12 protein-coding genes are annotated in these 14,599 nt (G+C 69.6%); 7 read left to right on the top strand and 5 right to left on the bottom strand.

Features of this window, described 5'->3' with window-relative positions:
- Positions 1-43 precede the first annotated feature (43 nt).
- Complete coding sequence (locus NI1_RS22540; RefSeq protein ID WP_067824358.1) at positions 44-2,131, bottom strand: serine/threonine-protein kinase; 2,088 nt, start codon at positions 2,129-2,131, stop codon at positions 44-46.
- A 50-nt stretch (positions 2,132-2,181) separates the two neighbouring features.
- Positions 2,182-3,105: an NAD-dependent epimerase/dehydratase family protein gene (locus NI1_RS22535; RefSeq protein WP_067824357.1), complete on the bottom strand. Its 924-nt coding sequence runs from the start codon at positions 3,103-3,105 to the stop codon at positions 2,182-2,184.
- Between the two features lie 76 nt (positions 3,106-3,181).
- On the opposite strand from NI1_RS22535, the gene NI1_RS22530 reads away from it, so the two are divergent.
- The 3 genes from NI1_RS22530 (at position 3,182) to NI1_RS22520 (ending at position 6,790) form a co-directional block, all read left to right on the top strand.
- Entirely contained in the window at positions 3,182-3,802 is a 621-nt protein-coding gene (locus NI1_RS22530) for a VOC family protein (RefSeq protein WP_067824355.1), read from the top strand.
- Between the two features lie 49 nt (positions 3,803-3,851).
- A complete protein-coding gene (gene hrpB / locus NI1_RS22525; RefSeq protein WP_067824353.1) occupies positions 3,852-6,371 on the top strand; it encodes an ATP-dependent helicase HrpB in 2,520 nt (839 codons plus the stop codon).
- Positions 6,372-6,433: 62 nt separating this feature from the next.
- Positions 6,434-6,790 carry an immunity 51 family protein gene (locus NI1_RS22520; protein ID WP_067824351.1) on the top strand — a complete coding sequence of 119 codons (357 nt, stop codon included), beginning with the start codon at positions 6,434-6,436 and terminating at the stop codon, positions 6,788-6,790.
- Positions 6,791-6,814: 24 nt separating this feature from the next.
- Here the strand turns inward: NI1_RS22520 and NI1_RS22515 are convergent, their stop codons facing one another.
- Complete coding sequence (locus NI1_RS22515) at positions 6,815-7,705, bottom strand: esterase/lipase family protein (protein WP_157535267.1); 891 nt, start codon at positions 7,703-7,705, stop codon at positions 6,815-6,817.
- A 191-nt stretch (positions 7,706-7,896) separates the two neighbouring features.
- Between NI1_RS22515 and NI1_RS40275 the strand changes: the two genes are divergently transcribed.
- The 3 genes from NI1_RS40275 to NI1_RS22505 all read left to right on the top strand — a co-directional run bounded on the left by NI1_RS40275 (position 7,897) and on the right by NI1_RS22505 (position 9,792).
- Positions 7,897-8,055 carry an EamA family transporter gene (locus NI1_RS40275; protein WP_218026806.1) on the top strand — a complete coding sequence of 53 codons (159 nt, stop codon included), beginning with the start codon at positions 7,897-7,899 and terminating at the stop codon, positions 8,053-8,055.
- An 18-nt stretch (positions 8,056-8,073) separates the two neighbouring features.
- Positions 8,074-8,772, top strand: coding sequence for a DMT family transporter (locus NI1_RS40270; RefSeq protein ID WP_218026805.1), 699 nt, complete (start codon positions 8,074-8,076; stop codon positions 8,770-8,772).
- Positions 8,773-9,132: 360 nt separating this feature from the next.
- Positions 9,133-9,792 (top strand): phosphate signaling complex PhoU family protein, encoded by a 660-nt coding sequence (locus tag NI1_RS22505; protein WP_067824423.1) that lies wholly within the window; start codon positions 9,133-9,135, stop codon positions 9,790-9,792.
- A 13-nt stretch (positions 9,793-9,805) separates the two neighbouring features.
- On the opposite strand, the gene NI1_RS22500 is transcribed toward NI1_RS22505, so the two are convergent.
- Positions 9,806-10,918, bottom strand: coding sequence for a glycosyltransferase (locus NI1_RS22500; protein ID WP_067824348.1), 1,113 nt, complete (start codon positions 10,916-10,918; stop codon positions 9,806-9,808).
- The gene (locus NI1_RS22495) at positions 10,909-11,838 is read right to left on the bottom strand and encodes a PIG-L family deacetylase (protein WP_067824346.1); all 930 of its coding nucleotides are present in this window, start codon (positions 11,836-11,838) and stop codon (positions 10,909-10,911) included. Before NI1_RS22495 ends, NI1_RS22500 begins: the two co-directional genes overlap by 10 nt.
- Positions 11,839-12,035: 197 nt before the next feature.
- On the opposite strand from NI1_RS22495, the gene NI1_RS22490 reads away from it, so the two are divergent.
- Positions 12,036-14,474, top strand: coding sequence for an MFS transporter (locus tag NI1_RS22490; protein ID WP_067824344.1), 2,439 nt, complete (start codon positions 12,036-12,038; stop codon positions 14,472-14,474).
- The last annotated feature ends 125 nt before the right edge of the window (positions 14,475-14,599 follow it).

Genomic DNA, 14,599 nt, shown 5'->3' with positions numbered 1-14,599 from the left:
AATTCGTTGCGCACCGGATTTCGGATGGCGCGGCTCGGCTGCGCTAGCCGAAGTGCTGCTGGAACCAGGTGAGCAGGTCGGCCTCGTTCTTCGGGCCGGGGCGTGGATCATCGGGTTGCAGCGTGCACACCAGGACCGCGAAGAGTCGTTCCTCGTTGGTGCCCTGTAGGCACGGATGCGCGGGCGTACCGCTGCCGGTGATGTCGTCGTAGCAGAAGATCCGGCCGATCGGTTCGCCGGACTGCCGCCAGATGCTGTCGGTCCCGGTGCCCGCACAGGTGTGACCTTGGACTTGTTCGAGATGCGCCTGGTACGCCTTGGTCGCAGTCTGCCGATCGCGATAGCTGACGAACGACAGGCTGAACGCGGTGGGCAGTCCACAGCCGAGCCGAGTGCTGGCGAGTGTCCTCGGATCCTTCGGGTGTTCGTGGCGGCAATTGGTGTGACGGTAGTCGGTGGGCAGCAGGCGCAGCAGGGCGGTGTCGAAGGCGTTGAAGGAGTCCGGGTCCTGTGCGTCCTGCGTGTTCTGGAATTGGGCGCTGTCATTGTGCTTGGCGATATAGTCGCGGACCGCTTCGTCGTCCGGGGAGTCCCAGATGTACACCGCCAGGGCCTGTAGCGACTCGTTGGTCACGATCAGCGCCGGTTTCGGAGTCGTCGGATCGCGGCGGTCGATGAAACATGCTCTGCGCCCGACTTCTTTGTCGTGGAAGGACGAGGTGCCGTCGATACCGGCCGGATCCCCGGGGCAGTTGCCGGCACGGAAGGCGCGCAGGTAACCCACATAGACATCGCCCAGACTCTCGATGCCGTCCATCCGCAGGAACTCCGCCTCGGGATCACCGGATGCGGGATTGGCTGTGCAGGTGAAGGATGCGAGCGCTTGATTGCGGGGCTTGTGGGTGCAGTTGGCGCGCTTGTAACCATTGGCGGAGGTTCGGGCGAGCAACTCGATATCCGCGCTCGTCAAGGCGCTGGCGTCCGATATGCCGGTTCCGGCTCGATTGCCTTGCAGCGCGGCCCAACTCGCGAAGCCCAGGGCCGCGGTGACGAGCAGCAGTACACCGAACGTGGCCGCCGTGCGCCGCCGAGCATCGCGGCGCGGCCGGCTCGGCGGCGCGGGATTCGTGACCGACCGGCGGGCCGGGACGCTGATCACCTCCGTCGTCTCCGCAACCACCGTCTCCGATCCGCTGAAGTGCGGCGGGTCCGGCTCCGTGCTCGTCTCCTCGGCCCCGGGATCCGTCGGGTCATGTTCGCGTGCCTCAGGATCCGACAATTCCGTCGAACGACCGGCGAGTGCGGCGCGTGCCGCAGCGGCGAGTGCGCCCGCGGTGCGGTAACGCTCCAGCACGTTCTTGGCCATCCCGCGCGCCACCACGGCGTCGAAGGCCGCCGGAACACTTGGGCGCACCAGGCTGGGGCGGGGGATCGGGTCCATGAGGTGCGCGCACATGATCTTCGCGGCATCGGTGCGGCCGTACACCCGTGCGCCGGTGAGGCATTCGTACAGCACGCAGGTCAGGGCGTACACGTCGGCGGCGGCCGCGGCCACCTCACCGTCGGCGAAGCGTTCCGGCGCCATGTAATTGAGCGAACCGACCGGCACCCCCGCTCCGGTCAGGGTGTCATCGGTGACCGACCGGGCGATGCCGAAATCCGCCAGATACGCGAAACCATCGTGGGTTACGAGAATATTGTCCGGCTTCACATCCCGGTGCAGCAGCCCTTCGCGATGCGCGGCATCGAGGGCGGCGGCCACCTGATCGATCAGTCCGACGGTCACTTCCGGCGAGAACGGCGTGCCCCGGTTCAGCAGATCACGCAGGCTGTTGCCGTCGACCAGGCGCATATCGATGTAGAGCCGCCCATCGATCTCACCGAAGTCGTGAATGGGAATGACATGCGCCTCCCGCAGCCTGGCCACGGCCCTCGATTCCCGCTGGAAACGCTGCCGGTACACCGGATTTCCCGCCAGATTCGCCGGCAGCACCTTGATGGCGACCACCCGATCCCGTTCGGTATCGAAGGCGCGGTACACCTCGCCCATGCCGCCGCGACCGATCAGCTTCTCGAGCCGGTACGGCCCGAACGATGATCCAGCCGTCAAAGGCTGTTGTGGATCGCTCATCTCGTCCCCCAGGGCTTCTCAGGGCGAAATACATTCTGGCAGCGATCCCGTTACCGCCGCAGCTTCCGCGGCGAATCGGCCGGTGGCCAGGTGGACCAGGTGTCGGTGAGGATGGTGTCCAGGTCGGAATGGTTTGGGGTCCAGGCCAGTTCGGTGCGGGCGAGGGTGGGGTCGATGACGAGGGCGGCGGGTTCGGGGGCCGCGGGGTTGTGGTGGCGGGGGATGGGGCGGGCCGTGATGCGTTCGGCGGCGGCGATGACGTCCATGATGCTGGTGCCGCGGCCGGTGCCGAGGTTGTAGCGGGCGGCGGGGCGTCCGGGACGGTGCAGGGCGGCGGGGAAAGCTGCTGCGGCGTCGGTGATGTGGAGGTAGTCGCGCAGGGTGGTGCCGTCGCCGTTGATTTGGAGGGGGGTGCCGGTGGCGGCGGCGGTGAGAGTGCGGGGGATGAGGCGGGTGGGATCGGTGTCGTTGCCGCCGGCCAGGTTCGGGAGGCGGAGGACGGTGGCGGTGAGGTCGCCGGCGTGGGCTTGGGCGGTGACGGCGAATTCGGCGGCCAGTTTGCTGGCGGCGTAGGGGTGCGGGGGCGCGTCGGGGGTGTGCTCGGTCATCGGCTGGTGGGCGGGGGCGCCGTAGATGGCGCAGGTGGAGGCCAGGACGAGGTGCCGGACCTCGGCGGTGCGCATGGCTTCGAGGAGGGTGATGGTGCCGCCGGTATTGACGCGGAAGTAGGGGAGGGGATCGGTGATGGATTCGCGGGCTCGGGTCAGGCCGGCCAGATGGCAGACGGCGTCGATGCCGGTCAGCGTGGAGGCGAGGGGGCCGGGGTCCAGGAGGTCGGCGGTGCGGGTTTCGACGGCGTCGGGGATCGGTTCGCCGGTGCGCACCATGGCGATGGGCTGGTGACCGGCGGCGGCGAGGGCGGTGACCACCGCGCGGCCGAGGTAGCCGGCGGCGCCGGTGACTAGTACCCGCACGGTGGGTGTCCTTTCCTCGCGATCACGATGAGTGGAACGGTACTGAAGGGCGGGGGCGCGGTTTAGCTTCGGTGGGGTGAGCGAACTCGATCATTTGGTGCTGGCCACGCCGGACCTGGCGGCCACCGTCGCCCTCGTTTCCCGGGCGCTGGGGGTGAAACCGGTTGCGGGCGGCCGGCATCCGGGGCGGGGGACGCGTAACTATCTGCTCGGTCTGGGGCACGGTGGATATCTGGAGATCATCGGGCCGGATCCGGAGCAGGCCGAGCCGCAGCAGGCGCGTCCGTTCGGCATCGACCTGCTGGAGGAGGCCCAGCTGGCCGGGTGGGCGGTGCGGGTCGCCGATATCGATGCGGCGGTCGCGGCGGCACGGGCGGCCGGGTTCGATCCGAGCGATCCTTCGGACCTGTCCCGGGCGACGCCGGACGGCCGAATTCTGGAGTGGCGGTTGACCTTCCCCGATTTCAGTGAGCGCACCCAGGTCGTTCCGTTCCTCATCGATTGGGGCGAGACCGCGCACCCGTCGGCGGAACTGCCGGAGGTGCCGCTGCGTTCGCTGGCGGCGGTGCATCCCGATCCGGTCGCGGCATCGGCCCGATTGCGAGCGGTCGGCGCGGATCTCACGGTCGAGCCGGGCGCTCGCCCCGCCTTGATCGCGACCATCGGCGCCGGAACCGAAACGATCACGCTGCTCTGATCGCGGCCCGCGCCGGAGCAGCCGTGCCGCTACGGCAGACTGGTCGGCAATGGAACTCCCCGACCTGCCCGATCTCCCCGTCCGCCCCGCCCTCGGCGAGATCACCGAGACGCTGACCGCGCACGGCACCGCCGTGCTGGTCGCGCCGCCCGGCACCGGCAAGACGACGCTGGTGCCGTTGGCCCTCGCCGCGGGTACGACCGGGCGGGTGGTGGTCGCCGAACCCCGGCGGCTGGCCGCGCGGGCGGCGGCGGCGCGGATGGCGGCGCTGCTGGGCGAACCGGTCGGCCAGACGGTCGGGTATTCGGTGCGCGGGGATCGCCGGGTCGGTGCGGGCACCCGGATCGAGGTGGTGACCTCGGGACTGCTGGTGCGGCGTTTGCAAAACGATCCGGAGCTGTCGGGCACCGATGTGGTGGTGCTCGACGAATGTCACGAACGGCATCTCGATGCCGACCTGCTGCTGTCCCTGCTGCTGGATGCGCGCGCCGGCCTGCGCCCGGACCTGCGATTGCTCGCCACCTCGGCAACCGTTGCGGCGGAGCGGCTCTCGGCCCTGCTCGGCGATTCCGGCCCCGCCCCGGTCCTGGAGGTGCGCGGCGTCACCCACCCCGTGGACATCGCCTATCTGCCCGCCCTGCCCCGCGAAAGGGCCGAAGCTCAGGTCGCTCGCGCGACCCGAATCGCCTTGTCCGCCACCGACGGTGACATTCTGGTCTTCCTCCCCGGCGCGGGCGAGATCCGCCGCACCATGAGCCTGCTCTCGGATATCCCGGATGTGGATGTCCTGCCACTGCACGGCCGCCTCGCCGCCTCGGCTCAGGACACCGCACTCCGCCCCGGAGCCCGCCGCCGCATCGTATTGTCCACTGCCGTAGCCGAATCCAGCCTCACCGTCCCCGGGGTGCGCGCCGTGGTCGACTCCGGTCTGGCGCGCGTCCCGCGCATCGACCACCGCCGCGGCCTGTCCGGTCTTGCGACAGTCCGGGTTTCGGCCGCCGTCGCCGCGCAACGTGCCGGCCGTGCCGGTCGCGAAGCCCCGGGGCACGTCTGGCGTTGCTGGCCGGAGTACGAACACGCCACTCTCCCGGCCTATCCCGAGCCCGAGATCCGCACCGCCGACCTCACCCGCCTCGCCCTGGAACTCTCCTGCTGGGGCACCCCCGACGGCTCCGCCCTGTCCTGGTGGGACCCGCCCCCGTCCGGCGGCCTCGCCGTCGGACGGGCGGCACTGCTCGCCCTGGGCGCGACCGACATCGAAGGCGCCGCCACCGAACGTGGCAAACGCATGTCCGCCCTGGGCCTGCACCCGCGCCTGGCTCGCGCGCTGCTCGACGGCGCGGCAGCCGTCGGCGCGCGGACCGCCGCCGAGGTCGTAGCCCTCCTCGACGACGATTCGGCGGCCACCACCACCGACCTCGCCGCCGCTCTCCGCACCCTGCGCAACCAGCCGGCCGGCCGCTGGCATCGCGAAGTGGAACGCCTTGCGCGCCTGGTCGACACGGATCCGGGATCCACGCCACGGAAGCGGGGCGCGAATTCGGGAACGCGCAATCCGGTCGCGCGCACAGCGGCCGACCCGGCCGCGCGAGCGGGGGACGCGGCGTTCGTGGTGGCCCTGGCGCATCCCGAGCGGCTGGCGCGGCGACGCGGAGCCGGGTCGGCCAGCTACCTCATGGTGGGCGGAACGGCGGTCACCTTGCCACCGGGCTCCGGTTTGGGCGATGCCGAGTGGGTCGCGGTCGCGGTGGCTTCGCGTGACCCGGGGCAATCGGATGGGCGTATCCGGTTGGCCGCCACCGCGGATGAAGAGCTGGCGCGGGCGGTCGCACCGAACCTGCTGGACACGATCGACGAAGTCGATTGGGTCGGAGGCGACGTGGTCGCGCGTCGAGTGCAGCGGCTCGGCGCGATCATCTTGTCGGAGCAGCCATTACGGGCGCCCGCTCGCGATTCGGTGCAGCGTGCCCTGCGGAAGGGCCTCGAGCTCGAGGGCCCCGGCCTGCTGCGCTGGGATGCGGACGCGGTCGCACTGCGGCAGCGCCTGGATTTCCTGCATCGCACTCTCGGCGCCCCGTGGCCCGCCGTGGACGACGCGGCCTTGACGACGGCGGCGGACAACTGGCTGGGAACCGAATTATCCACCGCCGGAAGGCGTTCCGATCTACAGCGAATCGACGCCGGGCAAGCCTTGCGCCGCCTGCTGCCCTGGCCGGAAGCGTCGCGATTCGACGAACTGGCGCCCGAACGGCTGGAAGTCCCCTCCGGCAGCCGGATTCGAGTGGACTACTCCACCGACCCGCCGGTGCTCGCGGTCAAGGTGCAGGAGATCTTCGGCTGGAGCGACCCACCCCGGCTGGCCGCCGGCCGCGTCGGCCTGCTGCTGCATCTGCTGTCCCCCGCGCAGCGTCCCGTCGCTGTCACCGCCGATCTGCCGTCCTTCTGGCGCAATGGCTGGCCCCAGGTGCGCGCGGACCTGCGCGGCCGCTACCCCAAGCACGCGTGGCCGGAGGACCCCGCCACGGTGTCGGCGCATCGCGGCACCGCGCGCAATGCCCGTCGCGACTGACCGATCAGCGTGCCGACGGCCTTCGCCGCCGCTTGTCGGACCGGTTTCGTAGAGTCCACCCCATGACCGACCGCGAAACCTACGCGCCCCTGCGCTTCTTCGAGTACGACCACAGACCGGGCTCCTTCTGCCTGATGCTGAGCGACACCCACATGATCGAAGTGGACGACGTCTTCACCGCTCGCGGCCATGAGGGCAACGGCTACAGCTGGACCGGCGTGGCCGAAGTGATCGTCCGGCTCCGCGCGCCCGAACTCGAGGGCCGGATGGGCTTCGACCCCGAAGCCGGCACCTTCGTGGCCTACGGCGAGGATGAGGCCGCGCTCCGCCAATTGGGTGCCCATCTGCGCCAAGCGTTTTCGGACCGAACCCTGCTCGGTGAACTCATCGAGGCGGGTAAGGAGGAATGGTTCGACTGAGGTGAATACCGAACGCGGAGGGTGCTACTCGCCGTACAGCCGATCCAATACCCAGGCGGCCGCGGCGGGTTGCATGGGCAGGGTCGCGTGGGAGGCGGGGGCGGCTTCGGAGGCTATGTCCTCGTAGAAATCGTTGCGTACGCCGGGTTCGTCGATGAAGGATGCGGCGCCGGGCGGGGTGAGAACCTGGTCGAATTTCGTTGCCAGGACCGAGTATTCGACTCCGGGGGCGGTGAATCCGGTGGCGTGCAGGCGTTGAACGGGGGCGGACCCGGTGAGGCAGTCGAGAGCGCCTTGGAAGGGCGGGGTGGGTTCGGCGTCCAGCGATTGGATGAAATCGGCTGGGGTGTACGGGTATCGGGGGAAGGTCAGTCCAGCGGTGAGGGTGGCGGCGGTGGTGCCATGGGTAACCGGCGCGAGTTGGACCGTGCGGCGGACGTGCGGTGCCCCGTCGAGGAATCTGAGGTAGTAGTCGGCGGCGAGGGCGCCGGAGGAGTGAGCGACTATATCGACCCGCCCGGCCCCGGTCGTGGCCAGCACCTTGTCGACGAAAACGGCTATTTGCGAGGCGGATTCGGGGATGGAAGCCGCGGCGTGCAGCGGGCCGATGATGCCGTAGGCGAAGGGGTAGGCGCAGCCTCCGCCGGCGCGGATGCCGCCGGTGATGAGAGACATCTGACGGTCGATGGTGCCCGTGATGTCGCCGACCGCCCCGAATCCGGCGAGCAGGATGACCGGTTCGGGGCGTGCGGGCGAGGGGACGCAATCGAGTGCGGGGGTGATGGTGGCGGAAGCCTGCGTGCGCGGAAGGGCGGGCAGCAGACCGGTGATGGGATCGGCCGCGACCGGACCGGCGCCGCCGAACACGAGACCGATCGCGAGCAGCACACCCACTCGAATACGCAATGAATGCAACCTCTACTCCTCATCAGGTGGGAACAGGTGGGGCGTCTAACGCGTAGTAGTCCCCATCAGTACTTCGCGGAGCGGCGGCGATCGGACGATTCGGCCGGAATATTCGCCGCCCGGCGGAGTGTCATTGGATGTCGGCGGCGTGTCTTACGCTCCGCGGGATCGGAAGGAGTGCGGGATGTGCGGGAGCGGCGATGAGTAGGCGCGGCTGGGCCCTCTTCCTGGCCATGGGCGTCATCTGGGGTATCCCGTACGCCATGATCCGGATCGCGGTGACCGACTTCGATCCGGTGGTGGTGGCGTTCGGCCGCACCTTCCTGGGTGCGCTCGTCCTGCTGCCGATTGCCCTGTAAGCCAAGGTTTTCCTGCCGGTGCTGCGGCAGTGGCGCTGGGTGCTGGCCTACACGCTGGTGGAGATCACCGGCCCGTGGCTGCTGATCGGCAAGGCGGAGACGTCGCTGAGCAGTTCGACGGTCGGCCTGCTCATCGCCGCGGTGCCGTTGATCGCGGTGGTGGTGGTGACGCGGCTGGGGCACGATCGGCTCGACAGCCGCCGCCTGCTCGGCCTGTTGATCGGCATCGCGGGCGTGGCCGCGCTGGTCGGCCTGGACATCGAGGTGTCGGATATGGGCGCGCTGCTGGCCATCGCGGTGAGTGCGATCGGCTACGCCTTCGGCCCGATCATCATCGACCGCAAACTGACCGGGCTGCCGCCGATCGGCGTGGTGACGGTCTCGCTGGTCTTCGCCGCCGCCATCTACCTGCCGTTCGCGATATGGCAGGCGCCGCAGCACTATCCGGCCGATGCCACCTGGTCGGTGGTGGGCCTGGGGCTGCTCTGCACGGCGCTGGCGTTCGTGGTCTTCTTCGCCCTGATCGGCGAGGTCGGTCCGGCGCGCGCGACCGTGATCACCTACATCAATCCGGCCGTGGCGCTGGTGATCGGCGTGACGCTGCTGAGCGAACCGCTCACCGCCGGTATGGCGATCGGGTTCCCGCTGGTGATCCTGGGTTCGATTCTCGGCACCGCGCGGGCCAAGGCGGCGATCAAGGAACCGGCGCCCGCCTGAACCCGATGGGCCGGGGCGCCAGTCGGCGAGTTCGAAGAGGCCGAGCAGGGCGAGTGCGAGCACCATGGCGCGCGGCAGCCAGCTCGGCATGCGACCCGCCGGGTTCGTTGTGCGCGGGGGCTGGCGGGTCGAGCGACTCGCCCGCCGCTGCCGGCGGATTGGTGGGGTCGGCCACGGACCCGGTGTCAGTCACCGCGTGGCGAATTCCGGGCAGGACGCACTGGTCGGCGCGGGGTGTGGTTGATACATCTAGTTCCGACCAGTAGGTATTTTGGCGGCCGAACTACCGAGTGCCCTTCGGAGCGAACGGTTTTGCCGCGATATTGTGCACTTGTGCGGGCGGGCGGACAGACTATGCGAGTGCGGACGAAATTCTCCATCGAGCTCATGGCTTTGACCGATGAGCTGGCGCATATGGCGCGGTTGACCCATGAGTCGGCCGAGCGCGCCTCGGCGGCCTTGGTGGGCAGTGATCTCACCGCCGCCTACGAGGTCTTCGCCTTCGAGGAACAGGTGCAGGTCGAGCACGCCAAATGCGAAGACCGCTCGGTCATTCTGCTGGCCCTGGAGGCCCCGGTGGCCCGCGATCTACGGCACGTGGTGACGGCCATGCAGATCGCTGACGACCTGCTCGCGGTGAGCGGGGCGCTGAGCCGGGTCGCCGATACGGTGATGCGCGGCTACCCGGAGTCCGTCGCCCCGCCGGGGCTGATCGCACAGCTGGCCGAAATCTCCAGCGCGACCACCGATCTGGTGGCCACCGTGGTACGTGTGATCGCCGCCCAGAACCCGCCCCGCGATCAGGTCCTGGTCCCGCACGACGAAACCCTGGACCGGCTGCGCGCCCAGGTGGTGGAGGCCGCGTCCGCACCGGATTGGGCGCACGGTTCCGCCATGGCCATCGATATCGCCATGCTGGCGCACCAGTACGGCCGCGCCGCCGACCACTGCGTCCGCATCGGCCGCCTGATCCGCTTCTTCCACACCGGGATTCCGCTCTACGCCCAAGTGGAGGTCTGAGCGCGCAGCACGGCTATCGCGCGCTGCGTTCGGCGATCGAGGCGGTGAGTTCGGCGGCCACCCGGTCGGCCCCGGGCATGGCGGCGATTTCGGCGGCGACCTCGCGGGCGGCCTCGGCCAGCCCCGGATCGGTGCTCAACGCGGTGAGATGCGCGGCGCGAATTCGCCATGCGGGCACCGAGAGTCCCACCCCGCGGCGATGCACCAGCCGGGCGTTCCAGCGCCGGTCGCCGGGCGCGGGGGTGGCGAGCTGGGGCACACCCGCCCGCAAGGCGGCATACACCGATCCCGCCCCGGCGTGATTGACCATGGCGGTGCAGTGCGGCAGCACGCTGTGCAGATCGGTCCAGCCGACCGTACGGACATTGGCGGGCAGCCGGGGTGCGCGTTCCACGCGGTGATTTGGCCGCACGATCACGATCTCGGCATCCACCCGGGGCGCGGCGCGCAGTATCGAGGCCAGCATCACATCGGGTCCGTCACCCAGCATGGTGCTGCGCGTGACGAGAATTCGCGGTCGCCCGGCGGGTTCGCGCAGGAACTCCGGAATCACGGAATCGGCGGTGGCATAAGGCGTGAACCGCAGTTCCCGCCCCGGTACCCGCACCAAACTCGGCGGTGAGACCGACAGTGTGAGCGCACTCTCGGGCAGCTCCGCCGCACCCAGCAACCGCAACAGCTCGCGCCGGATATGGCTCCCGTTGTCGAACGCGATATTGTGCAGCACCGCCGGCACCCCCAGCCGCGCCGCCACGATCGCCGCCACCGACGCGAACGGCTCGTGCACCACCACATCCGGCTCGAACTCGATAGCCTTGCGCGTCAACTCATCCCGCATCGCGGCGTTGGTCGCGGCGAAAACCCTTGCCGCCCCGCGAGGTTCAGCCAATCCCGCCGCGGATCGCAATGCCAGCAGCGGATGCGCCATCAGCCCGCGCGCCGCCCCGCGCACGTACCCGTGCGCCGCTCCCACATCGGCGGCCCGCACCTGCCCGTCCACCGCGCGCACCGCATCGCCACCGGTGGCGACCAGCACCGAATTCCCTTGCCGCCGCAGCTCGACGGCCAACGGCATCATCGGAAACAGATGCCCGATCAACGGCGAAGCCACGAACATCACTCGCATGTGATCACCTCGTGCCCGCCCTGCGCTCGGCGGAATCCCTCGTCCCGGCCGACGCGTCGCGCGGGACGTGCGGGGGAGAGATGCCAGAGGAGCTCACCGCCGCGCGTGCGGTGGGCGCGGCGGATGAACTTGGCGACGGCGGCCGGCCCGCCGAGCAGCGGTAGCTGGCTGCGGTATTCGGCGACGGCACGCAGTTGCACCGCCTCGTGGGTGTGGACCGGCAGGGTTTGCACACACCAGCTGCCGCCGCCGCGACCGGGGGAGAGCCCGGCCAGCTCGGGCGCGGACGGGCCGCGCGGGATGAAGGACATGGCCTCCAAGCCGGTGCCCGCGCGCGGGCTGGCCCAGGCGGGGGCGGATTGCCAGGGGAAGGGCGCGGTGCGCGAGACGGGGTGGTGGCGCCGGCAGAGTTCGGAGAGGGCGTTGAAATCCTCGTAGAACAGGACGCGGTCGGGATGGGTAGCGGCGGCGCGCATGGCGGCCACGGCGACCTCGACGTGATCGTGGTGGTTGCCGATGCCCAGGGGCGCGAGGATCTGGGCGCGCGGGGATTCGTCGAGCAGGCGGGTGATCTCGCGCTGGATGCGATCGCATTCGGTGAGCCCGCGCACATCCTCCGGGGTGCGGAAGATGTGCACGGGCCGGGGTAGCGGGGGATCGCGAAACAGCCGCTCGCGCAATCCCAGTCGCATGCCGCCGGCTCCGAGCCGCGCCAGCGCGCGATCGTCCTCGGCCCGGCGCACGGCGTAGTCGCCGAAGGCTCTGCGGCGGCCGGTCAGCCCCGCGGTGTCCGGACCGGCCGTGTACACGGTCAGTATCCGCACCCGCCGGCCCGCCGCGGCCCGCGCCGCGACGAGCGCTCCGACCGCGAGTGCCGCGTCGTCGAAGTGGGGTGAGAGCACCACGAGTTCCCTGCTCACCGCGCACCATCCGTATCCGAGGTAGTGATCGATCGTGCGGGCGCGAGCCCGCTTTTACGCCAAACGTGCGGTGGCCGTGGTGGGTTCAATTCAAGCGTGCGATAGGGCGCGGGTAAGCTCGCCGAATTGCTTAACAGCGAGGGTTTTTCGAGGAGTACCGCAGGTAGGGAAGACGAAAACCGACAAGGGCCCCAAACATGACGAATGTTACCACCGAGGCTTTTGATACCACCGAGGCGCGGGCCGTCCCGCCGCCGCCACCCGCCGGGGAGACGCTGTCGCACCGGCAGATCCTGACCATCCTGTCCGGGTTGCTGCTGGGCGTTTTCCTGGCGGCGCTGGACCAGAACATCGTGAGCGTGGCGATCGTCCGTATCGCCAACAGCCTGCACGGCTTCGACCAGCAGGCTTGGGCCACCACGGCCTACCTGATCACCGCCACCATCGCGACCCCGCTGTACGGGAAGCTGGCCGACATCTACGGCCGCAAACCCTGGTATCTGATCGCGATCGGGGTGTTCGTGATCGGTTCGGTGGCATGCACATTCGCCACCTCCATGTACCAGCTGGCCGCCTTCCGGGCCATCCAGGGCATCGGTGCGGGCGGGCTGATGTCGCTGGCGTTCACCATTATCGGCGATATCGTCCCGCCCCGGGAAAGGGTGCGCTACCAGGGCTATTTCATGATGGTCTTCGGTATCGCCACGGTGCTGGGGCCGGTCCTGGGCGGCTGGCTCTCCAATGCCGACCAGTTGCTCGGGCTGGCGGGCTGGCGGTGGGTGTTCCTGGTGAACGTGCCCATCGGGGTGCTGGCGCTGCTGGTGGTGGGGAAGGTCCTGAACGTGCCCTTCGTGCGGCAGCCGCACCGCACCGACTGGCTGGGGGCGATCACGCTCGCGGTGGGCACCGTGCCGTTGCTCATCATCGCCCAGGAGGGCCGGGACTGGGGCTGGCGCTCGGAGCGGGCCCTGCTCTGTTACGGGATCGCCGCCGCCGGGCTGGTGCTGTTCCTCATCGTCGAGCTGCTGATGAAGGATTCAGCGCTGATTCCCTTGCGGCTCTTCAAGAGCGGCACGTTCAGCCTGGCTATTCTGGGCGGGTTCATCGTGGGCGTCGCCATGTTCGGCGCGATCGTGCTGGTGCCCTTGTACTTCCAGGTGGTGCGCGGCTATTCACCTACGCGCGCCGGGCTTTTCATGCTGCCGCTGGTGCTGGGGATCATGATCGGCGCGCAGCTGGCCGGACTGGTCACCAAATACACCGGCCGCTACAAGATACTGCCGGTGCTCGGCTCGCTGGTGATCGCGGCCGGTTCGGTGCTGTTCGCCCTGGTGCGCTTCGACACTCCGCTCTGGCAGCCGCTGTTATATTGCGGCGTAATCGGTTTAGGCCTGGGCGGCTGTATGCAGACGCTGGTCATCGCCACCCAGAACGCCGGGCCGCGCACGGATATGGGCGTCTCCACCGCCGCCGCCACCTTCTTCCGCCAGATGGGCGGCACGCTCGGCGTGGCGATCTTCCTGACCATCCTGTTCAACCTGCTGCCCGGCCGCATCCTGCACGCCTTCGGCGGCACACTCCCGCCCGGCTTCGACGCCGGCGGCATGGGCGGGCTGGAGAGCGATACCGCGGGTCTGGCCGCCCTCCCCGACGAACTGCGCATCCCCATCCTGACCGGCTTCACCAATGCCATGGGCGGGGTCTTCCTCGTGGCCGCCGCGGTGGCGGTCGTCGGCGCGGTGGTGCTCATGTTCATGAAAGAGCTGCCGCTGCAAGATGTGCCGATGCCGGTGGCCCAGGTCGCGGCGGAGCCGGAGCCCGAACCGGAACCGGAGGACGAGCCGCTCACCGAGTCCACCATCCTGTCCATCGCCGGCGTGGTGCATCGTGAGGACGGCCAGCCCATCCCCGATGCCGTGCTCACGCTCATCGACCAACGCGGCCGCCAGGTTTCGCGCGCCATCGGTGAATCGGACGGCGTGTACGCCATCGGCGTTCCGCGGGCTGCCACCTATGTCCTGATCGTCTCGGCCAACGGCTATCAACCGGCGGCCGTTTCGGTGACGGTGGGCCGCCGCCCGCACGAACTCGATATCGCCCTGATAGGTTCCGGCGAGGTCTCCGGCATCGTCCGCTCGGCCGGGCGCGGCGCCCCGCTCCCCGACGCGACCGTCACCCTCACCGACGCTTTCGGTGATGTGATCGGTTCCGCCGTCACCGCCGCCGACGGCGCTTTCGCCTGCCGGGGCGTGCTGGCCGGCACCTACACCCTGGTGGCGGTGGCCGAGCATATGCGCCCGAACGCCGTCGCCCTCACCGTGCCGGACAGCGGAATGCTGCGCCACGACGTCGAATTGGCTCCGCGCGCCGTGTTGGCGGGAGCCGCGCTCACCGATGCGGGCCGGGCCGTTCCCGACGCTCAGATCACCGTCCTCGACGAAGCCGGAGACCTGATCGCCATCACCCGTACCGATGACACCGGCCGCTACACGGTCCCCGACCTGGAGGAGGGCCGGTACACGGTGATGGCCCGCGGCTACCCGCCGGTCTTCAGCCGGGTGGCCGTCGCCGACGGCGCGGTGGACCACGACGTCCTGCTCGGTTACGACCGCGTGGAATCCGTGGACCGGGTGTGAATCCGGTGGCCCTTGCCGTGCGCCGCATCGGCAAGGGGCACTGGATATTTCCCCGTTCGCCGCGCGAAATCCCAGCGCCGCTGTTAATTTCCCACCCGGACGCCGGTCCAGTTCAGGAACGACCG

The sequence above is a fragment of the Nocardia inohanensis NBRC 100128 genome (genome assembly GCF_001612945.1).
In the GTDB taxonomy this organism is placed as follows: domain Bacteria; phylum Actinomycetota; class Actinomycetes; order Mycobacteriales; family Mycobacteriaceae; genus Nocardia; species Nocardia inohanensis.
This window is presented reverse-complemented; position numbering and strand designations above follow the sequence as displayed.